At 57.5% G+C, this 20,642-nt stretch carries 20 protein-coding genes and 1 pseudogene; 13 read left to right on the top strand and 8 right to left on the bottom strand.

What is annotated here, in order from left to right:
- Positions 1-43: 43 nt before the first annotated feature.
- From ACPTTC_RS12920 to ACPTTC_RS12910, 3 genes are all read right to left on the bottom strand, one after another.
- Positions 44-646, bottom strand: a complete 603-nt coding sequence (locus tag ACPTTC_RS12920) for a hypothetical protein (protein ID WP_423392712.1) — start codon at positions 644-646, stop codon at positions 44-46.
- Between the two features lie 151 nt (positions 647-797).
- Entirely contained in the window at positions 798-1,406 is a 609-nt protein-coding gene (locus ACPTTC_RS12915; RefSeq protein ID WP_423392711.1) for a DUF2939 domain-containing protein, read from the bottom strand.
- A 40-nt stretch (positions 1,407-1,446) separates the two neighbouring features.
- Complete coding sequence (locus ACPTTC_RS12910; RefSeq protein ID WP_423392710.1) at positions 1,447-1,836, bottom strand: hypothetical protein; 390 nt, start codon at positions 1,834-1,836, stop codon at positions 1,447-1,449.
- A gap of 136 nt (positions 1,837-1,972) precedes the next feature.
- Here ACPTTC_RS12910 and ACPTTC_RS12905 point away from each other — a divergent pair.
- The 7 genes and pseudogenes from ACPTTC_RS12905 to ACPTTC_RS12875 all read left to right on the top strand — a co-directional run bounded on the left by ACPTTC_RS12905 (position 1,973) and on the right by ACPTTC_RS12875 (position 9,808).
- Positions 1,973-4,817 (top strand): annotated as a pseudogene (locus tag ACPTTC_RS12905) (type VI secretion system Vgr family protein).
- A 3-nt stretch (positions 4,818-4,820) separates the two neighbouring features.
- The gene (locus tag ACPTTC_RS12900; RefSeq protein ID WP_423392709.1) at positions 4,821-6,104 is read left to right on the top strand and encodes a VRR-NUC domain-containing protein; all 1,284 of its coding nucleotides are present in this window, start codon (positions 4,821-4,823) and stop codon (positions 6,102-6,104) included.
- Between the two features lie 43 nt (positions 6,105-6,147).
- Positions 6,148-7,479, top strand: a complete 1,332-nt coding sequence (locus tag ACPTTC_RS12895) for a type VI immunity family protein (protein ID WP_423392708.1) — start codon at positions 6,148-6,150, stop codon at positions 7,477-7,479.
- A 14-nt stretch (positions 7,480-7,493) separates the two neighbouring features.
- Positions 7,494-8,063 (top strand): hypothetical protein, encoded by a 570-nt coding sequence (locus ACPTTC_RS12890; RefSeq protein ID WP_423392707.1) that lies wholly within the window; start codon positions 7,494-7,496, stop codon positions 8,061-8,063.
- Between the two features lie 131 nt (positions 8,064-8,194).
- Entirely contained in the window at positions 8,195-8,482 is a 288-nt protein-coding gene (locus ACPTTC_RS12885) for a PAAR domain-containing protein (protein WP_423392706.1), read from the top strand.
- Between the two features lie 154 nt (positions 8,483-8,636).
- Complete coding sequence (locus ACPTTC_RS12880; RefSeq protein WP_423392705.1) at positions 8,637-9,404, top strand: hypothetical protein; 768 nt, start codon at positions 8,637-8,639, stop codon at positions 9,402-9,404.
- Positions 9,405-9,475: 71 nt separating this feature from the next.
- Entirely contained in the window at positions 9,476-9,808 is a 333-nt protein-coding gene (locus ACPTTC_RS12875; RefSeq protein WP_423392704.1) for a hypothetical protein, read from the top strand.
- Here the strand turns inward: ACPTTC_RS12875 and ACPTTC_RS12870 are convergent.
- Complete coding sequence (locus ACPTTC_RS12870; RefSeq protein WP_423392703.1) at positions 9,763-10,158, bottom strand: hypothetical protein; 396 nt, start codon at positions 10,156-10,158, stop codon at positions 9,763-9,765. The two genes, ACPTTC_RS12875 and ACPTTC_RS12870, sit on opposite strands and share 46 nt — an antisense overlap.
- A 515-nt stretch (positions 10,159-10,673) precedes the next feature.
- Here ACPTTC_RS12870 and ACPTTC_RS12865 point away from each other — a divergent pair.
- Positions 10,674-11,903, top strand: coding sequence for a tyrosine-type recombinase/integrase (locus ACPTTC_RS12865; protein WP_423392702.1), 1,230 nt, complete (start codon positions 10,674-10,676; stop codon positions 11,901-11,903).
- Between the two features lie 274 nt (positions 11,904-12,177).
- On the opposite strand, the gene ACPTTC_RS12860 is transcribed toward ACPTTC_RS12865, so the two are convergent.
- Positions 12,178-13,611, bottom strand: a complete 1,434-nt coding sequence (locus ACPTTC_RS12860; RefSeq protein WP_423392701.1) for a hypothetical protein — start codon at positions 13,609-13,611, stop codon at positions 12,178-12,180.
- A 745-nt stretch (positions 13,612-14,356) separates the two neighbouring features.
- Here ACPTTC_RS12860 and ACPTTC_RS12855 point away from each other — a divergent pair.
- The 3 genes from ACPTTC_RS12855 (at position 14,357) to ACPTTC_RS12845 (ending at position 17,133) form a co-directional block, all read left to right on the top strand.
- On the top strand, positions 14,357-14,680 hold the full coding sequence (locus ACPTTC_RS12855) for a helix-turn-helix transcriptional regulator (protein ID WP_423392700.1): 324 nt from the start codon (positions 14,357-14,359) through the stop codon (positions 14,678-14,680).
- Entirely contained in the window at positions 14,681-15,688 is a 1,008-nt protein-coding gene (locus tag ACPTTC_RS12850; RefSeq protein WP_423392699.1) for a hypothetical protein, read from the top strand.
- A gap of 380 nt (positions 15,689-16,068) precedes the next feature.
- Positions 16,069-17,133 (top strand): phage/plasmid replication protein, II/X family, encoded by a 1,065-nt coding sequence (locus ACPTTC_RS12845; protein ID WP_423392698.1) that lies wholly within the window; start codon positions 16,069-16,071, stop codon positions 17,131-17,133.
- A gap of 214 nt (positions 17,134-17,347) precedes the next feature.
- Here the strand turns inward: ACPTTC_RS12845 and ACPTTC_RS12840 are convergent, their stop codons facing one another.
- Positions 17,348-17,824 (bottom strand): hypothetical protein, encoded by a 477-nt coding sequence (locus ACPTTC_RS12840; RefSeq protein ID WP_423392697.1) that lies wholly within the window; start codon positions 17,822-17,824, stop codon positions 17,348-17,350.
- A 107-nt stretch (positions 17,825-17,931) separates the two neighbouring features.
- On the opposite strand from ACPTTC_RS12840, the gene ACPTTC_RS12835 reads away from it, so the two are divergent.
- A complete protein-coding gene (locus tag ACPTTC_RS12835; RefSeq protein ID WP_301847336.1) occupies positions 17,932-18,255 on the top strand; it encodes a helix-turn-helix transcriptional regulator in 324 nt (107 codons plus the stop codon).
- Positions 18,256-18,297: 42 nt separating this feature from the next.
- On the opposite strand, the gene ACPTTC_RS12830 is transcribed toward ACPTTC_RS12835, so the two are convergent.
- Positions 18,298-19,203: a cell division protein FtsZ gene (locus ACPTTC_RS12830; RefSeq protein ID WP_423392696.1), complete on the bottom strand. Its 906-nt coding sequence runs from the start codon at positions 19,201-19,203 to the stop codon at positions 18,298-18,300.
- Between the two features lie 121 nt (positions 19,204-19,324).
- Between ACPTTC_RS12830 and ACPTTC_RS12825 the strand changes: the two genes are divergently transcribed.
- A complete protein-coding gene (locus ACPTTC_RS12825) occupies positions 19,325-19,645 on the top strand; it encodes a helix-turn-helix domain-containing protein (protein ID WP_423392695.1) in 321 nt (106 codons plus the stop codon).
- A gap of 8 nt (positions 19,646-19,653) precedes the next feature.
- Here ACPTTC_RS12825 and ACPTTC_RS12820 read toward each other — a convergent pair whose 3' ends face one another.
- Positions 19,654-20,622, bottom strand: coding sequence for a hypothetical protein (locus ACPTTC_RS12820; RefSeq protein WP_423392694.1), 969 nt, complete (start codon positions 20,620-20,622; stop codon positions 19,654-19,656).
- Positions 20,623-20,642: the final 20 nt, after the last annotated feature.

Genomic DNA, 20,642 nt, shown 5'->3' with positions numbered 1-20,642 from the left:
GTCGTTCGGCATGGCTGCCCGTACCGGCGCAGTGACGGGCCGGTCAGAGCGCCGAAATTGCGGGCTCGGCTCCCTTGGTCGTTTGCACCCGGCTGAAATCACAGCTGCCATCCGTCACGCCATTGGCGTTCGGGATGGCGACGCAGACATAGGCACGCATGCCGTGTGGCAAGGCCACGTGTCGAAACTCGCCAACCTTGATCGTCGCGACCCGTTCGACGGCAAATTGATCGTTGATCGGCGTCACGCCCGACGGGATCGACAGGGTCACTTCCGACGTGTTTTTCCCGGCTTGCGATTTCAGCGTCTGGCTGCTGCCGATTTCCCCGTTGACCGAGAAGCGTATCGCTGCCTGTCCTTCGGACACGCGCTGGACCGTGACTGTGAGCGTCGTCTTGGAAATTCCCGCCGCACATTTGGCGGCGGCGCATTCGCGAACGGAAAGAAGCGTGCGAAATTGAGATGCGGGCTGACCGATGACCGGCAGGTCGGTCGACGATCCGCCGTCGCGCAACGATTTTTCGAGCGACGGGGGAGACGTCACCGCGACGGTGGTGCTGATCGACGCAGGCGAGAATGCCGTTGCGCAAGCGGACAGCATCGTCGTAGCGACAGCCATCATGGCGAACCGTGGACTGAATCGCATGGATCTGACTCGCGGAGATGAAACCTCGGATATCGTCAGAAGAATACACATCTTTAACGTGCGGTGTTCGGGATTCGCTTCGCGCTCGGCCCAGATGAGGAAGCGGGGGCCGGCCACACAAGGGCGCCGGATCCGGCCCGCTTCGCGGCGATCAATTTGGACCGAATTTGTCGATCGGCAGATTGACTGCGCTCAGCCTCCAGGACCAGAGGCTGTCCCGCTTGAAGATAAATGTCACCTCGTCGTCCGTTCCTTTTCGCGCAGTTGCAGTGACAGTCGACCAGTTCTTATAGCCGACCGAATAGTCGGCCTTTGGCTTGCTGCTCGTTGTTTGCGGTGCAGTGCGACCGTCGGACCCCGCATGAGCCGTTTCCGACGGTTCGGGAGCGGGTGTCGGCACGCTGTAGTGCGCGGGCTTGGCTGCTCCCTGGGCCATCATGGTCATGACTCCCGCCGGCGTAACCATTGTGTCGATGGCCTGGTTCACAAAACCCATCGCCATCATCATTCCCAGGTCGGCAAATGAGTTGCCGTTCATCTCGGGGGAATTCGCCATTTTCGCGTGAATCATGGTCATGAGTTGCGCACGCAGGCTTTCGCGCATCGATGGAAAATCGACATGGGAAGAAAACGAGTCGGCATCGTTGTCGGTCAGGGCCGATCGCATCTGATACAAGGTGATGTACGGGCTCGCATAACTGGAGGCTACGCACACGACTATTGCGATCCCGGCGATCGTCGTCAGTGTTTTCTTTTTCATCGTCTCTACACGCGTTCGTATCGTTTATCAGGAACTCATTTTAACGGTTGCATACCGGAAAATTTGCGTTGTCTACAATCGGCGATGCGGATATGCGATCGCTATTCAATTTCGGATGACGGAATGAATGGGGCGTTTTCAGGCCGAGAAAGACAATGAGCGATAAAAGCGCTTTGAGTTGAATGGCCCGCGCCCGCTCCCGATGCCCGGCGGAAATCGATGCGAAGCGGGCAAACGTCGGCTGACAACCATTGCCGATACGATGCACGGACTCGACGCCAACGAACGTGCATTTGTTGTGCAGTTTGTTTAACAGTTTGCATATTTGTTTCGAATACGACGGTCTTCGCGCGTCGCGCAGGTAGCTAGTCGCTTCGAGTGACATCTGCGCTTGCCGGGCACGCACCTTGGCTCGATATTTCAGTTGCATCAAATATCGTCAGGCCCCGCAATATTTCTCAGACTTTAGCTAGAATCGCGCCAGAGCGATTTTACGTCGCCGCTGGCTGACCGTCTTTGCGCCACTCCTCTGACGGTAGTCGAACCTGAGAGAAGGACAACGAGAAATGGTACTAAGACCACCCGCGCCCGGGGACCTGAAGGGTCGCGACCTGTACGAGGCCGTTCACCGGGGCTTGTTGCAACACGACCGGTTGTTGATGCTGGACACGCCGCTTGGCAAGAACGCGTTGACTCCATTGCGTGCGCGCGGATCGTCCGGAATCGGTGGCGATTACCACTGGACAATCGACGTTGCATCGCTGCGCGGTGACACCGATTTGTTGTCGCTGATGCACCAGCCCGTCACATTGTGGATTCAGCAACGGACGGCGCTTTACGTCGATTCGGTCTATCGACCCGTGCACGGTTTCGTTCATCAGGTTGGCTATTTGGGCGGCGACGGTAGCGTATCAACGTTCCAGCTGGAATTTTCTTCCGCCCTGATTTTCCTGAGCAAGTCCCACAACGACGAGGGTTGGCTCGAAAAGGATGCGCGCGAAATCGTTTCCGACGTTCTCAACCGGTATCCGCAGCTTCAGGGGCGGTTCCACTTCAATCTGACGCGCGAACCCGTCGTGCGGTCGTGGTGCCGTCAGAGTGAGTCCGATCTTCATTTCGTACACCGCCTTCTCGAAGATGAAGGCTGGTATTTTCATTGGGTCCACGAGCAAACGAAGGAAGGTGAGCCGCCGAAAACGACGCTCATCATTCTGGATAGCGTGTCGTCGCTGCCGGAGGCAAAACCGGCCGAATTTTATCGCGGCAACACCGATCACGAAGCCGACGGGTTCACGCAATGGGCGGTCACGCAGACCATGCAGAGCCTGCGCTATATGTCGCGCGCGTTTGACTACAAGCGGCCGACCTCCCATTTTCAAACCGAAAGCGCGCTGCACTCCACAACCTACGCGGCGGACGGCGGGCGGCAATCGGAACGCAGCATTCCCGCTGTACCTATGACGGTCTACCAGCCAACAGCGTACGGCTACCCGGATTCGGACAGCGGTGCAGCCCGTGCACGTCGGCGCGTAGAGGGTTGGGATTCGAGGGCGCGCAGATATTTCGGCGTTGGCGGTCTGCGTTGGCGGTCTGCGTTGGCTGGATGCCGGACTGCGGTTCATGTTGGACAACCATCCGCGCCATGCGGACAGCGATCCGAAAAAGCGTGAATTTTTCGCTATCGAGGCGCGTTGGTTCATCGAAAACAACGTGTCGATTGGTCAACAAGCGACGGAATTTCCGCGCAGTTTGCGCGCCACGCTGGCCGAGCAGCTGGCGGTACACGGGACGCGCTTCAAGACGCCGGAGCACCCGCAAGACGGAACAGCGGGATTTTTCGTCATTGAGGTTGAGGCGCAAGAGGCGAGTGTTGAATATCGCAGCCCGCTCGCACACCCGAAGCCGAACATGACGATCGAACACGCCATCGTCGTGACGCAGCAAGGATCGGAAGCGTGGACAAACGAGCGGAACCAGGTACGTGTTCATTTTGCATGGGACCGCAAGAACCCTGATGGCGCGTTCGCTTCGTCGCCGCTGCTGTCGACCATGCAGGCTGATACCGGCAACGGCTACGGATCGGTACACGTGCCACGCGCCGGTGAGTGGGTTTTGGTCGCCTATTGGGCAAACGATTGCGACAAGCCGTTTATTTTGGGGCGCGTCAACGGTGGCACGACGCCTTCCCCATGGCATTCGAATGTGCTGCTGTCGGGTTTTCAGTCGCAAGGGTTCGGCGGTACGGGGGCGTTTAACGCGTTCGTCCACGATGACGCGACGAACCAAGGTGGTACGCGGCTCGTCAGCTACACGGGCAGCAGCTACGCATCGATCGCGCAGGGCTATTTGATTCAGCAGAGCGGCAATACGCGCGGGCGGTATCTCGGGTCGGGGTTGCTTCTGCACGCTGACCATTACGCGTCGATGCGCGGCGGCCGTGGCGTGTCGATTAGCGCGCACCCTGTTTCGCGCGACAGCGATCAGCTAGACGTTGACGAGGCGCGAGAACAGCTTACGCGCTCGAAAAACTTGCTCAGCAGCATTTCGGATGCGAGCGAACAGCATCAAGCGGAGAGCCTGAAACCCGGCGTTGATGCGCTAACGGCGTTCACCGACGCAACGAAGCAGTCGGCCACGGGCGAGTCGTCCGGCGGCCGTACGGCGGGCGGTGGAACAGGTAACGCCAACGCATTCGCTGAGCCGCTGTTGTTGCTCGGCAGTCCGGCCGGGATTGGTCTGTCCACGCATCAGTCGTTACACGCAAGTGCAGACCAGCAGGCGAACTGGATCAGCGGGCAGGATTCGTATCTTACGGCGGGCGGCTCGATGCACGCGGCCGCGATTGATCACCTGAGCCTGTTTGCGCGTAATCAAGGCATCAAAGCCGTAGCGGGCAAGGGCAAGGTCGAAATACAGGCGCAAGATGGCGATCTTGAAATGATCGCGCAGCAGCTTGTGAAATTGTTGTCGGTGGCCGGACGGATGGAAATTGCGGCCGATCAGGAACTAGTACTGTACTGCGGTGGAGCGACAATTCGCGTCAAGGGCGGCAACGTCTCGATACACGCACCGGGCAGCGTTGACTTCAAGGGTGCGTCGTTCAGTTTCTCCGGGCCGGTCAGCGAATCTTATGCGATGCCGCAGTTCAAGCCGTCGTATCAGGCGCGGTATGTCCTGAAAAATCAGACAGACGGCACGCCGATGATTCGACACGCCTACGAAATGAAGCTGCCATCGGGACGAACCGTGCTCAGCCACACGAACGATCTCGGCGAGACGGTGCCTGTGTTCACGCCGAATGCACAAGATGTGCCGCTGCAAGCTCTGAAGGCAAAGCCTGCTCAGGTCGAATCGTGGCAGTTTGCTGGCTCGGACAAACCGATGATTCAACGCGACTACTTGGAGGACTGACGTATGGCGGGCACGATGGAACCGGTCGCGACCTGCACGACCGTCAATGAGGACAGGGTTACGTACGCCGAGCTACCGCCGGACACGAAGGGTTATTTACAAGAGAAGATCGAATACGCACTGCAAGCTCCGGATTTCGTCAACATCAAGCTGCCTGACGGCACGAACACGATTTCGGCGCTCAAGCAGGTCGTGATGACAGCCGCGATCCGCATCGATGAGGACATCGCGGACTTCCGATGGCAGTACAAAGCTGAAGTTTGCTTTGACATGTTTCCTGATTATGCGTCGAGAGGAATCGAAGCCCCGATACCGTTTCTGAGCAGTGAAAAAGAACAGGGTCCCGGGCGGCGGCACACTTTGAATCCGTTTCCTTCCGGCCGAAAAAATATTGTGGTCAATGGTGAGAAACTCGTGTTGATGCGTCGACCGGACGTGATCATCGTGCGCAATCCGGCGGATCGCTGGCCGGGGCGTAGCCCTGTTGATCACGACGGCAAGCCACACGTCGATAATTCGCTAAGGTTGGTCGAAGTTAAATTTCCTGGTGACAATTGGGGCACAGGTCAGGAAGCTGCGTACCGGAAGATTGCCGGACAGCCGGGTGAGTACACGCGTCGTATGTCAGTGATCGATGTCAGCGACTGTCACGGCGATCTGGAGAAAGCGCGACAACGTGCGCTTGCGATGTCGCCGGAGCAACGCGAAGCAGAGTTGCGTCAGAAGCGTCGCGAACGACAAGTGCGCGCTCCGATTCGATCGGCCGATCCGATTGCGCAACCTGCGTGGTACGAAGCGTGGATTCGGCAAGCAGGAGAAGTCGGGCATGCGGCCGTTGCAGCCGCGTGGGACGCGGTGAATGACGGGGCGGCGTATCTATCCGCCGAAACGCACGCTTGGTTGCAGCAGCACGCGCCGTGGGCGCTGACCGCTGGCAGTTGGGTCTCGGACAAGGCGACAGCAACATGGCGATGGGTGGACGAAAAAGGCAACGAGATTTACCGCTACACGACGGCGCAACTCAAGGCCGGATGGGATGCGATTGTCCGTTCGACGGATATGACGTGGGAAATGCTGAAACAGATAAATTGGGCGCAGATCGGCACGTCGATCATCAAGGGGCTAGTTGTCGTCGCCGCTGTTGTCGCGGGCGTAGTTATCATCATCGTGCTTTCAGAAGCGTTACTGGCGATACTGCTTGCGCTCGCCGCGATTGTTGCAGCTGCCACGGCGGAAACGCTTGCCGTGCTTGCGCTCGCGCTAGGCGTGACAGCAGCCGCATCGTGATCGCACGGAAAATTACTGTCGAATCTCAATCAGAACGTTCAACATGAGCAATGAATCTGTGGTGCTGACACCATTCGCAGCCTATGCACGCTACGCCGAAGAGTTGAGCGTACGTCTGGCCGACAACAGCTTTGCTGTCAAGCCGGGGGTCATCGGTACAGTGTATTTTGCTGGCGGCTCGAAGCCAGAGGGTCGGCGCGGCTTGCTCGCTTGCTTCGACAAGTTTGATGAACTGTTCGGCAAACACCTCATCACCGGCAAAGATGAGGACTTGGCGAAGTTCAGTAAAAAAACGGCGATGGGTGTTGAGAAAATTCGCAAGGCGATCCGCGATAGCGCTGACTTCGTCCAAGTCAGCGTCATGCGATCGAGCGCCCCTACTTCTACCGTCGCACCCGACTATCAAATCGCTACGCTGACAGGCAGTGCAAACCCATTCGACTACGAAGCTCCGTCCGGCTACAAGGTTCCGAAAGGGGAGGAAATGGAACTGTCGTTCTTGAAATTCAGCGTACCGATGGAGTTGGTCACGCAACCAGAAGGTCAAGCGCAGTACGAGTATTTCCTGCACTACGTTTGTGAGCAACTTGACGTGCGGGGCGGCTACGGTGGCTTGTCGGCAGTGACCGCGTACGACTACCACAAGTGGCAGGCGCAAGAATGGGCGATTGCCGAACGGTTCAGCGGAATCGAGGTCGATGCTTGCGCCCATTTTGGTCGAGACGAATACGATCCCGTTTCGCATCACGGAGAACCGTACGCCCTGACGGCAGTATTCAATTACCTTCGTCCCGGTGCAAAAGTTCATCGATGGGGTTTTATAAAAGGCGTCAGTTGGTACACGATTCTTGGCAACCTGTTTGTTGAACGGCTCGGTGGTGATGATGCGTTGCGTGCGGCCCTTGACCGTGATGACATTCAAATCGAGCGCATCAATCACTGTGTTCTCGTCAGGGCAGGACCATTTCCGCGCTTGGGTGCGCCCGAAGAGGGCTTGCCGGAGCCATACGTGTTCGTCAACAGTGTGCTTCGCAAATTGCGCAACCCGAAACCGGATGGGCTACATCTGTACGATCCGCAACTCGACAATGCGGACAGCAAGAACGCCCGAACATGGCAAGCGCGCTTTGATTTGCCCGATGCTCCGCCGATTCCTGAGCCGCCGACGATCGTTCCGCCGCCCGTAAGCCGCGAACCGACTCGCCAGAGCGTGCGAGGCGGCAACCCGTGCCCGGAAGCTGGCTGGTGGCACACACCAGCGAAGGTAGGAAGTCGCCGGTATTTCGAAGTGGGTGAAATCATGCCCGTGATTGAAGGCAGTTCGTGGGGCACAACGAACTGGCACTGGTCGCCGACTGAGAAGCAAGACCAGTAGTGTAAGGGGGACGTATGGCGGATGAGATTAAAGCGATCGTCAGGAAAAATATTTCGGGCGTATGTGATTCGTTTGTCTTGAGTACAGTGTGTACCGCGCTCAAGGACAATGGTTTTATTGAGGCTGCGGGGCGGAATTTGTCCTGTGTCCGAGCAATTCATAGGGCCAGTGAGCGAATTTGTCCGGAAATCATTAAAAAAGACTTGCGATTTCAAGACTATCTGGCTGAGCGCATAATGGCAGCGAGTGTGAGGCCGCAGCGGCACTGGCTTATCGAGGAGCTTGAGAATTTGGATTCGTGTGTTGATAGATGCAACATTTTCAAGCAAGCAATTACACCGAAAACGTCTCTGCTGACGCTGGTTTGGGGAATCCCGGCTCTTTTTGCGGATGTTGCATTAGGAATTCGAGTCAACTTTTTTCGTCAATTTACTGCGCATGGGAAGCTCGACAAGCTGCTGGAAGAGCATGTGAACTCTGAGAGAATTGACGAGCGTTTGATATTCGAAGAGTTACTGGCTGGAACTGACGGCGTTCCCGCAAGATACCGTCAGGGAGTTGAAGAGGCTTTGAAGAAGTATTGACGTAAGTAGGGTTTCGGCCCGTCCTTGCACAAGCAGGGGCCATCGATATTTCGAGACAGGCGAAGCTATGCTTGTTATCGAAAGTAGCCAGCGGGGACGACACCTGATGAAAAATACACCGACTAACTATCATGATTCGATACCTGATTCTCGACGGCGACCACACCTCGGTGGCCGGAACGGTCCAAGCCAAGGCTACGCCGTTCGCGCTCGACGGCAGGCACATCGCGCACGAAAACGACGATGTGTTTTGCCCTGTGTGCAAGACCATCGGCAAGATTCAATGCGTCGGCGCGCGACTGCCAATGACAGGACCGGACGGTCGCCGCGTCGCACTGAGTGACGATCTGTGCGTTTGCAAGTGTCCGGTGCCGCCGTTACTCATCGCGTCGCAGCAGGTCATGTCGGTCGATGTGTGATGTTGATGAGTTGCTGGGGTAAGGCCAGCGTCTAAATTGTGGATTCGCTTCTTATGTTGACGAGGTATCGCATTGTGATTGGAAACGTGAGGTCATGTAGTGGCATAGAAGGTGAGTTGCAGTACACGAATTAACTAATTTTTCGGGGTGTGGCATGATTGTCGAAAATATTATCAAATCCCTAGGAACGGTTAGTACTGTCATCGCGATTGTGACTGGGGTTGGTGGCGTCATCATGTTATTTAAAAATTACCGATCCGGAAGCCAGATTTTTTCTCAAGGTCGCACGAAGCGGTTATATGAAATAATGAAGATGAAGGATCAGGGGTGGCGTGAAATCTCATCCGGTGCGCTACAACTCGCAGTTAAAGAGGCGTATGGGATGCAATTGAGTGGGGATGAAATTAGATTTGTACTCGCGCGAGATAATGCGCTCGCCTTGCTTCGATCGCTCGCATATGCTGGTAAATATGTGAAATTTTGTCCTGAAGAGGGATGCTACAAGGATAATCGCTTTAAGTGGCTTAAGAGATTCACGGTGAGGCAAAATTTTTGGGCGTTCTTGTTTTTGTCGCTATCGATTTACTTTGTTACGTTTCTCACGTTGCCTGACTCAAGGGCAATCCGTCCGGTTGCTGCCGTGATTCTCATGCTTCTCGGCTCGGCCGCCACTTTTATTCTGATGTTTCTAGCTAGAGGGGCAGAGTCTGCAAGTGCTTTGGTAAACGTTGACGAAAAATTCCCATTGCCGAAATACGGATATAGATCGGAATCACGTCAGACGGAAAAGCGTGGAATTACACGATTGAATCGCCCTAACAACGACGCTGAGAGACGGACGAAATCCACAAATCGCGCATCGATGAAACCTCGTCGCCGGACAAATCGTTCATCTTTGCAGAATGAATCTGAACTGGTCTGATTGCACGCCGTCCGATGTAGCCCCTGAAGCCGATTCAACCATTTGAAGCTCTAAGCATATAGGCCATCGTGATGTTCAAAAAATCGATGCGGCGAACCGCTGCGACTATTGGTGCGGCGGCGACGGCGTTTTCTGCCATGATGTGGCACGTTTCGGCGAAAGCGGGCATCGCGGCTTCGACCTTGCCGTCAACCGCAGACAAGGCTATCAGGTCGCTTCAAACCTTGTCGTTGCAAGAGAATCTTTGGGCTGCACAGGGAGCGGTTGTCGCTGGAATACTGTTTGCCTTTGCCATCTGGCTTGAGGACGATCGATTCCGACGCTTCGGCGTTCGGGCCAGTTGCTATGCGACAGAATCTCACGCATCTGCGATCGGCGACATCTTTTCGGTCGCGATGAATTGAGACAGACGGGTGTGAGCCGTCCCGATCACGTGGGCGGGCACGCTCGCCAGTTGCTGATCGTGCATTAGCAGGATGTGCTCGACAGCGGCGCGACCACTGGCCGGAATTTCGAAGGTCCCGGTTTTCTTCGCAGCAACCGCACACTCGACCACTGTGGTTTCGGCGACCCGGAACTGATCTAGGTCCTGACGGCCGACGGTCGCTTCATGGACGAAATACGCAAGGTAGAGCGTTTTGAATTCCTTGGCTGTGGCGTCAGTGGTTCCGCTGCCGCTCTGCAACGAGGCAAGCGCAAGGTGATATTCCAGTGACTTTTTTCGAGCGACGCCTGCTGTCAGCGGTAGCAGCATGTCCTTAGTCATTGGTGCCTTGCTTCGGCGGGTTGAGGATTTCGCGCGGGGCTTCATAGCGATCGTGAACGCTGGTTTGGCGTATGTCAGTTGTTGGCCGCGCGTAGTCGCTGAGTTGCGCAGCGCACCGCACCTGTCGGTGAATCGTACTTTATGGTGCGTGGCATGCCGGGAACGGAACGCCTCCGCGTGGTGCCGATGTCACCGACATTTCGTGACGGCAGGGAGGCGCAGCGAAATTCAGCGGCGCTGGCGAATTTCTGCTGGATGATGGGTTGTATGATGGGTCGAAAAACAAAAAACCCCGCAAGTCATTGACTTTGCGGGGTTTTTTGCCATTGTCTGGCGGAGAGAGGGTCCGTCAGTATTGAATCCATCGGCGTTCAGCGAAGTTCACGAAATATCGCTGAGATCGTTGTCTGTACGGGGTTTCACGGAAATTCGCCGTCAAATGAACGCAAACGAACTGCGCTACAATCGCGCTATCATTTGATAGTCGAATTGATAGTTGATCTATGCCGAGAGCCATAAACAGACTGAGTCCACTGACCGTCACCAAGACAACCAAGCCTGGGCTGTACGCCGATGGCGGTGGTTTGTATCTGCAGATCACTACCGCCGGAGTCAAGTCGTGGCTCTTCCGCTACATGCGGAGCGGCAAAGCACGCGGAATGGGTCTCGGACCTGTACATACGATCGGTCTTGCTGACGCCCGAGCACGCGCCCTCGACTGCCGCCGCCAGTTGCTCGACGGCATCGATCCCATCGACTCGCGTAACGCTGAACGAGCGGCGCAGGGGATCGCACAAGCCAATGCGGTGACATTCCAGCATTGCGCCGAGAAGTACATCGATGCGCACCGGGCCTCGTGGAAGAACGCCAAGCACGCGGATCAGTGGACGAACACGCTCACCACATACGCGTATCCGATCTTCGATTCGCTGGCCGTCTCCGCTATCGATACTGCTTTGGTCATGAAGGTACTGGAGCCAATCTGGACGACGAAAACCGAGACGGCGTCTCGTGTTCGAGGCCGAATCGAGTCGGTACTCGACTGGGCCACAGTTCGCGGCTACCGAGTTGGCGAAAATCCTGCCCGCTTGAAGGGGCATCTGGACACGTTGTTGCCGAAGCGCTCCCGCGTCCAAAAGGTGGAGCATCACCCGGCCCTTCCATACGCGGACCTTCCTGATTTCATGACAGAGCTGCGAGCCGCGGAAGGCACTGCCGCGCGCGCACTCGAGTTCCTTATCCTGACCGCCACTCGAACAAATGAGACGATTGGTGCGACGTGGCAGGAATTTGATCTGGACGAAGGCATCTGGACCGTCCCGGCCGAGCGCATGAAGATGCGCAAGGAACATCGCGTACCGCTCTCGGCACGAGCGATTGCACTCGTCAAGGCCCAGCAGACGCTGAAGCGCGGCGACTATGTTTTTCCGGGAGCGCGTGACAAGAAACCGCTGTCCAACATGGCGATGCTGCAACTGCTGGAGCGCATGAAGCGCGACGACATTACGGTTCACGGCTTTCGGTCGACGTTCCGCGATTGGGCTGGCGAAACGACACACTATCCGCGCGAAGTCTGCGAGGCCGCGCTGGCTCACGGGATCAAGGACAAGGCGGAAGCGGCATATGCTCGCGGTGATCTGTTCGTAAAGCGTGCAGCGTTGATGCAAGACTGGGATAAGTACTGCGGCGACAAACCGACGGGTAGCAACGCCATCCGCGCTGACAGAACCTGATCACGTACCGGCGTCAGACGAACGCGCATGTCTGTATAGGCCAACACCTGACCGGTCAGACAACGTCAGAGTAGATCTCGGACAACAGCTCGTCGCCAATGGCGGTGATCGACCCTTAGCCGCCGCTCGCACTTGTCCGACTGCAACGGCCGCTTCTGGAGTGCTGCCGCCGCATCCGCGCCTCGCAGAGCACTTACTTCCACAGTGCGCTCGAAGACCACGCTCTGACCCAGCCCGTGGCGGACATCGGTTCCGACAGCGAATTCACCGACGCTTAACCGATGGTCGGCGGCGCTTGACGCAAAGGCCGGTATTCGTGGTTCGGCGAGGCGTAGTCGATGTACTGATCAGCCGCGTTGGTCATCCGGAGCAGTAGGCGCTGGAACAGCCCCCTCAGCAGCTTCATGTCCCGGATCGCAGCCACCTCCTGACCCTGTGGGATCGGCGTGCCATGGGCGGCCTTGTTCCGTCGGCGCCACGCGGCGTCCTCGTCATCGCCCAGCTCAAGGTTCAAGGCAGCCATCACGTCTTTCAGCCGCTGACGCTGATCGATGCCATTGAAGGTAGGCAGCTTATTCTTCAAGGCCATCTTCGCCTCAAGGGAGATGTTGCCGCCGTCGATGACGGCGCTGAGTGCAGTCTTGAGGATCTTCCATTCGTCTCGGGTGGCCCAGCCCTCTTGCACCTTTCCGGGGTTGGCTTTGATGTAGGCACTCTGCAAGCCCTCGATCGCCGCGCCGAAGTGAGCGGGCGCGATGTGCGGAGTGGCGGCGCACGCATGCCAGAAGGCCCAGTGCAGGTTCGCAAGATCTAGGGAGTCGAACGCCGTCACAAATGCCTGGATCGCCTTTGACAGTTGTGGGGCACCAAGCTCATTCAGGAAGCGGTCGCCGAGCGGCGCGAGCTGGAGAGTTTCAATGTCGAAGGCATGGCGGCGCAGGCTGTAGGCGCTCCGTGCGAGCGTGGACACGACGTTCCATTCGGCATCGTAGTGGGATGTGCCGAGATCGACCAAGTACACGCCCATCGCGAAAGAAAGGCCTGTTCGGACCTTCTTTCGAAACTGGTCGTCTGGGGCGCCATCGTAGACGATGCACCCCGGCTTGATGGCGCCGGGGCGGTCTTCTCTGTCGAGCGCGCAAACGTAGAAGGTCGCGCCGTCCACCGTAACCTTGGCGGAGTTCCACGAGGTGCTGGAACGGTCGGTATCGCTCGCGATAGTGATGCCGTCGTTCAGAGAAATTCTTCGAGTGGTGATGGTTCTGGTAACCACGTTGGAAGCCGCTGGCCAAACGTATGGGCTCGTGGGCAGGTTTTCGAGCCAGTCGATGACATATGCCGCGGGTGCCCCGGACGGGTTGTTTGTCTTGGCGACATGGACCTGAGCCAGCTCCTTGAGGGGCTGCTCGGTCACACCGAGGGTCTGGCGATTCTGACTGTAGGGCATCAGCCCAAAGAATTCCCCTTCGAGACCACCCACGCTCCGGAGGAGCGCCCGCTCGTTCGTCAAACGAACCGTGCCTGGCGGCAGATTGATCGCTGCCGACGTCGCATTGGGGGCGGCCTCAGTCTCCAAGATAAGGTTCAGCTTTTCGTCCCGGCGGATTGAAAAGCTACGAATTGGCTGATGGAGTGGGCCGGGATCGGTGATCTCGAAAAAGCCCTTGTTCAGGATTCGAAGGCATTCCTCGGTCAGGTCGCGCATCATCAGAAGAGCCGCCGGATGTCTGTTATCGGCCGAAATAGCTTTATGGGCTGATCGGGCAATGCGAGGAGACTCTCCCGCTCATAAAAGCGACGAGCGCCCTCATCTTTCGCGTCGATGATATCAGCGAACGACGCAATCTCACTCCGTGCGGCACGGTTGAGCGCAAGCGATCGCTGGGGACCGTGGCTAGGGTGATTGCGGCGCACGCGTCTTGAATGAAGGAGTGAATACGTTCACGGGACAGCATGGCGGGCAGGTCTTGCCGGTGAAGCGGTCACTGGACAGGCCACTTGAGCGATCGCGCAAAAGACTCATATTGGCCGAACTGAGTCGGCCAATCTGTCGCTGCCTGTTTGATCTAGTTCAACCTTTTACACATGATGCCAAGGAACAGCTACGAAGATGACAATCTAGACTTCTCGTGCTAGATTTCTTGCCTTGTAGATCAGTCAGTCAGTTTGCCGAAGTGTTCTGGTCCGGAGCCGTGAGCCGGGTTGGTTCTGACAAATCAACTACCAACATCTACTAAAGCGGTGTAGTACCCGAGTCGGAGTCGTTAGCCGATCGTCGGGGCCGTCAAACGCCCGTCACACTGCGTGAGCGGGGTTTGCTTGTATCTGTTTATGTTTGCGCGTCCAGCGCAGCGCATGCTTTGGCGAATTGCCGTTGCGTGCGTGAACAGATTGGGTAAACCCGTTCTGCGTCTGGACGCACCCTTATGGTGCAATTTGATTCCAGTACGCAAATGGACTCACGCAAAAAATCTCCCACCCCGTCGTCTCTGACTGCCGCCCTTTCGGACGGCCGTCTAGTCACGACCAATTCACCGATCGTGCAGCATACGGTCACCGTGCCGTCTTCGGACACGGGCGTGGTCAATCCGAGCGCGCCCGGCGTCGAACCCAACTTTCTCGCGCACGAAGTCTGCCAGATACTCAAAATCGGCAGAACGACTCTGCACAAGCTCGTGAAGTCGGATCAACTCGTACCTCTGCGCATCACCGCTCGCATCCGGGTGTGGCCCCTGTCCACGATCGAGGCATTCCTCGCATCGAAGGAGGCGAAGTAAATGGAGCAGCAAAAATCTTCCGTGCCGCGATCGGTCGACCCGCCGCTTGCGAGCGCCAGTCCGGCAAAACCGCCCGCCGAAGCTATCCCGAATGCAGCGGTCTCCGACGCCGTGACGGAGAAAGAGAGAGCAACCGACCACAGCAAAGAACGCTGCAAAGGCGTATTGCTGGTAACGTGCGCCGATCCGACTCTCGCTGCCGTTGCAGTTGCAGCCATCGTCAACGGTATTCATACCAACGGCACCATCGCCAATCTGCCGATTGGTCCCGTTTCCGAGATCGAGTTCCTGCATTCGCCCGGTTTGCGCGACGCCAACTCGGTGAAGTCGTATGCAAGCAAGGACGTGCAAGCGGGAAAACTGCAAATCCTGTCGATCAGACACTGCAGGCGTTTCAATCCGCTGTGTTCCAGCGGCGTTCCTCATATGATGCGCCACGTGAATTCCGGAACCTGCGTCCTCGCGATGGTGGACTATCGAGACCTGACGCGCGACGACGCGGTTGCTGCACTCGTCGATCTCAATGCAGAGGCGGTCGAGTGCGGCGCGCTCGTCGTTATCTACGTCCAGCATACGAAGAAGCAGGATGTGACGTGGCTCCGCGATTACTGCATGGCAGCAGTTGAGGTTCGCAAATGTGAGCCGGGTCCGGGCGCACCTGTCGCGATCACGCTGGACAACTTGACTCTCGCGAGCGATCACATGCTCGGTGTCGGCCGTGTCACGATCGAAGTATTCCGCGCCCCGGACGGCGGCTGGACCTACCAGCCTGAGCCGTTTATCGCGGAGCGCGCCGTCATCCGCCTAGCGTGGTACCTCGCCCACGAAGGCATGAAGCTCCGCGACATCGCGAAAATTGCCGGCATCGCCGCGTCGAACATTTCGCGTGGCTTCCAGTCATTGTTGATCCAACCGAAGAACGCCGCTAGCCTCGCGCCTCCGGCTGACTGGCGTACTCGTTGGGCGTGCCGTTATGACTTGGCAGCGGATAACCCTGACGTGAAGTAGGAACCGGCGCGCGCTCGTTGGAATATAGCCCCGCCGTCGCGCACCCGTCAGCAGGTTACCGACGCGATTGAACAGCATCGGAACTGTATCAATGATGCCTGCGGGGCTATCAACCGATCGAGTCAATCACAGAGCTTAGTTTGTCCAGTCGGCTGTTGCGCTTAAATTCAGACCTCTCGGATGAACGCAACAGTCGCAACAGGACAGTGGGGTGGTCGCCAGCTGCGGAGAGGCACATAAGTCCAGAAATACGTGCGGCCCGGCCGGACGGCCATCTACCCGAGATACTAATCTATCCCCTCTCATAATGAGATTCCCGATCCTGTAAATAGCAAATTCTACGGTCGATATGAACTCGAAAATATTGATTAGGTTAACGAATGATTGATCTATTGGATGTGACTATCCTTCACCCGCATGAAGAGTTCGGTAACGAGCGGGGAAAGCGGTATGAGGATTTGGATACCGCTCCGGTCTTCTCACGGTACAGCAAAAAGGTCTTCTTGCAGACTCGCGGTGCCTCTGTCGATGTAGTGTCCCTGCATGCCGGCACGGCGATTCGAATTCGCGGTTGTCCCCTCAAGCCATTGCAGGGGCACAATACATTCGGATCGAGTGATGTTTGCTTGCTGGGCGGCACGCTGATCTGTGCTGTGCTGGATGCGCTCGATATCACGTATGCCAACGAGCAGCGTGCGGCGTGGTTCGCAGGCGAATTCGATGTCGCAGAGATTCATGTCACTCAACGTTTTGGCTTGCCGGACGGAATGGAGCAACAGCAGTTTTATCGACACGTATTGAGGAATGCCTCTTGGGAATTCCGGCCTAGTTGCTTGAATCAGGGAACCGGTATCCGTTTGGCGAAACATCAAAGCGGGCCAGTGCTAGTAATGTACGACAAGGCGCGAGAACTGACTGATCGTCGCACGCGCTCATTTCGCCATCTGAAGGCAGTGGTCGGGGAAGATGACGCAGCTAGCGTTTGGGAGGGACTGACAACGATCGCCAGCAAAAGCATCCGTGCTGAACTGAAAGTGCCGAAGGAATATTTGACGCGCAACCGCCTCACGCGCGGCTCGGAGTGGACGCGCAAGATGGTCGACGATGTGTATTGGAGGGAGATGGCGAAGCTTCGATTCGACTCCCATGTGCCGCTCAATATATTACGGCCAGTTATCAATCGCGTCCTCGATCGGCCTCTACGGCACGCACTCGAACTGTGGGCCAGTGGTCGAGAACTCCGCACGATCTATCCCGCGTCAACCCTCGCTCGTTGTCGTTCGAGGGTGCGGCAGGCCACGGGGATTGACATCGTAGATGATGTGCCAATGGAGACTGCATTACCTGTCGCCAGCATCCTGTCTCGGGAAAATCTTCGCCCCGAGTTTCCGAAATGGGCACGGCGATATCCGGTCTGTGCGTTCGGCCTCAACGCTCAGCAATGATCTAAGCGATACATGAACGGGATTTGCCGTTCGTTTCCGTTGCACATCTGCGGTCGCATCGAGAGTTGCACTGGCGCTATGAAGAGCAAGTTACTGTTGTGAACGGATAAAAATGCCCCGCCCCCTTATAGGCGGGGCATGGTTGAGACTAAATCTCTTTCCTTGTTGGCTGGCAGTAGCGACCGTGTATCCGAGCAAACTTGTCTTGTGAAACTCAGCTAATCCAGCCGGCCAAGATGCTGGTGCCCGTGACCGCGCCCAAGAACAGTCCGACGCATTGTGGGCCAATCGCCCAGCACATCCTCGCCCAAATCGCATCGGAGATTCCACCCGTCGTCACGATGATGTCCGGTCGGAAGATTCTCCGCACGCCGTCACCCAGCCTCACGCCGATGTAGCCAAGCCACGCTCCGCCGAGCCAGAGAAAGAGAAACTTGAGTGCCGGGTGGCTTAGATGTTGAGGCATGTACACGCCCGTCGCCAAGAGCGCGACGAACAGAGCAACGATGATCCATGCTGCTGTTCCCAATTTGCTTCTTCGAGTCGGTGTGGCGGTTTGAGCTTGAGTGGTCGTGGCGCTGCCCGTCTGGTCTCCAGAAGTATTCATTGAAAGCCCCTTTGCAGTTTTGAATTGATGCCCGCTGTCAACGCGACGCAGGGCGACTGTTTCATGAAATTCCGCTTCGCTCATGCTGGCCTACCGTCATCCAGCGGCCGGAAGTGTAGCGTAAACATGTTGCTTATAAGATTCATTTAATAGTGGTTTGTAAGACGTGTTTCTAAAGGCGTCAGAACAGCATGCTGTACGCCATGAGTACGAAACCGAGAACCCGTGATCGGCGTAACGCCGTGGCGACCGCTATCGGCAAGCGAGTGAAGGCGTGCCGGATCGCGGCCGAGAAGTCTCAAGAAGAGTTGGCCTACGAGGCATGTCTCGACCGGACCCGCGTCAGCGCCATCGAACGAGGCATCGGTAATCCCACGGTGGAGACGTTGGCGACCATCTGCTACGTGCTTGGGATTACCCTCGCAGACCTATTCGAGCCGCTGAAAATGGCGCTTAAGCCGACAGGCGAACACCGGGGCGAAGCACCGCAGCCGAGACGCCGGCCTCTGCGGTAATGGCTGCGGTTCTTTTCCGTCGCCTCTGTTGATCGGGGCTCGTCATGACGCACCATCGCATTCGTCTCGTTCGGCCGCGATCACGGTGACGCGCACCGTCTCTCCGAGTCGATCGTCGTAATGCGCGGCGAGAACAGAAGCGGCATCTCCCGTGGTCATCTCGCAAACGGCGTAGGCAGCCGCCGCGACTTCCCGCAATCGAAGGGTTGCCGCACCTGAAACCATCAAGAGCAACCCAGCCGCCATTGAGAGTCGTGCAGAGCCGATATCGTCTATCGCCTGTTGCGCTGCGCCCTTGATGCGGTCGGGGCCACTTCCTTCGCCGACACCGATCACTGCGCCGGTCGCACCGCTGAACGCTTCGCGCACGTCGAGAAAATCGCTCCCTGTTGGCATCTTCCATTTCTGCGACGGCGACCGCGCCCCATGCATCGTCATCAGGTAGACGTCGACCAGACAATGCAGAACGGAAGGGTGAGGAGATTCGGGAACAAACACGACAGCGTCGGCACAGCGCGCGAGTTCCGTCGTGACGGCTCGAACAAGATTGCCTGGAGGCATTGGTGGTTGAGCCAGCAGCGCAACGACGCGCGCACCAGCCGCTCGTGCGGCTTCGCTGACAACCGCCGAGACCTGCAGCGCATCTGGTTCGCCTGTGGCCGCAATGACGATTACGGCGCTGGCCCCCTCGAACGGCACGTGACCGGCAACGAGTTGCCCGTCGCCGGACAAAGACCCGTTCGTTGCTGCGACCTGCTGGAATGTGATGCCGTCATCAACGCCGAGTCGGTAGTAGAGGCCAGCGGCCAGTCCGCCCCCAACGTCTCCTACGCCAACAATATGGACCGGCGAGTGGCCGTGCCCGTGGTCGATTGAACGCCGCGCGGGCCATCTCTCGAATTGGATTCCGTCCGTTGTAGTGCACTTCTGTATGGTGGTTGCAGACATTTTTCTGTTTCCCCGGATGGCCACAGGCACGTGCCCTTGGTCTGTTTGTACGGTTAACATATCAAATAATGAATGGTTTGAGCGATGGCATTTGCTGTGTTGAGGCGGCATCCTCTCGGTCATGAAAGCACCCGCCCCGCCCACTGAAGAACGCAACCCCATCACCGTCGCCGTCGGAAAGAGGCTCAAGGAAGTCCGTCGCCAGGCTGGGAAGAGTCAGGAAGACCTTGCCCATGAGGCGTCGGTCGGCCGCGCCGCGATCAGTTCGATCGAGTCGGGTATGACGAACCCGACGGTGCTGACGCTGGCGGCGTTGTGCGGGCCGCTCGGCATTTCACTGGCGGAGTTGTTCGCGCCGTTGACCATGTCCCTAGAAGACCTAGATACGCGGCGCATCAATGTCGCCAAGCCGCCCAAGATCGAACGCTCGAGGTTACGTTGACGCCGCTGCTATGGCGGCTTCGCTTTCCGGACCGCTGTCGTCGCGGATGATCGGATCGACATCGCGCCGGTGAGCACGACTTTCCGTTGATCGAACCCGGTGACGTACTGCGCGTGTCCGCCCAACCTGCCGCGGCCGGTTGCCGTTCGCGTGAGCCGCGCGTTGTAAGTCGCCAGAACAGGTTCAGCTTCGGCAGAGTCGACCACCAGTAACGTGTGTCCGTCGAAGGTCCGGCCGATCTTTCGCCCCTCGATGCCGACGACCAGCACTGCATGTAAGACCGCACGCGACTGCCGAAACGTCAGGACCACCGGACGGCCACGCATCACTTCTCGTTTGCTGAACCGGTGCACGTCTGCGTGCGCCCCTTCAAAGGAGGCTGTGCGCAGTCCCCAGTCGAGTCCCCCAATCAGCGCTTGCAACTCTTCGAGCGATACTCCCGACAAGTAGAACGGCTGCGCGCGACGCCAGAATTCCGATTCGGGGGCGCGACGGCGCGATGGCACATTCAGAGGATCGGACAAGCAGCCAAGCATCGCGAGCGCCATCGCCGTCGCATGCAACGCGCAGCCGCCGTCCCAACAGCCTTGAAAACTGAATGCCGGGGTATTCGAGCCGACAAGCGTGAGGCGTCGACCGGGTTGAAGAGCCGGATGGAGTTTCTGCACGGTGAACTCCATCGGGTCAGTATTCGCATGGCAACAAGAGCGTTGTTGCTCGGCGATCGGCTTCTGTGATGATCCACAGCCGTTCGCGACTGTCACCAAGTTCGTATGCCGACAGCAGCCGCGTTCGATTCGTCGCGGCGAGATCATTCGAGCGAGCATCGGCCGCGCAGACGAAACCCCAATCACCACTGCCGTGCCGCCGAAGTAGCCATCGGCGTTGGTGCCGGTTCGGTCGAGAAGATCGAGCGCACCGGGTGTGACTGCAATCAAGCCAAGAGGGAACAAAAGTTCACGACGATGCGCATCCATAGTTAGGCATCCAGAATAAT

The sequence above is a fragment of the Burkholderia mycopellens genome (assembly GCF_964265025.1).
Taxonomy (GTDB): Bacteria; Pseudomonadota; Gammaproteobacteria; order Burkholderiales; family Burkholderiaceae; genus Burkholderia.
The sequence above is the reverse complement of the archived record's forward strand: the minus strand, read 5'-3'. Positions and strand labels throughout refer to the sequence as shown.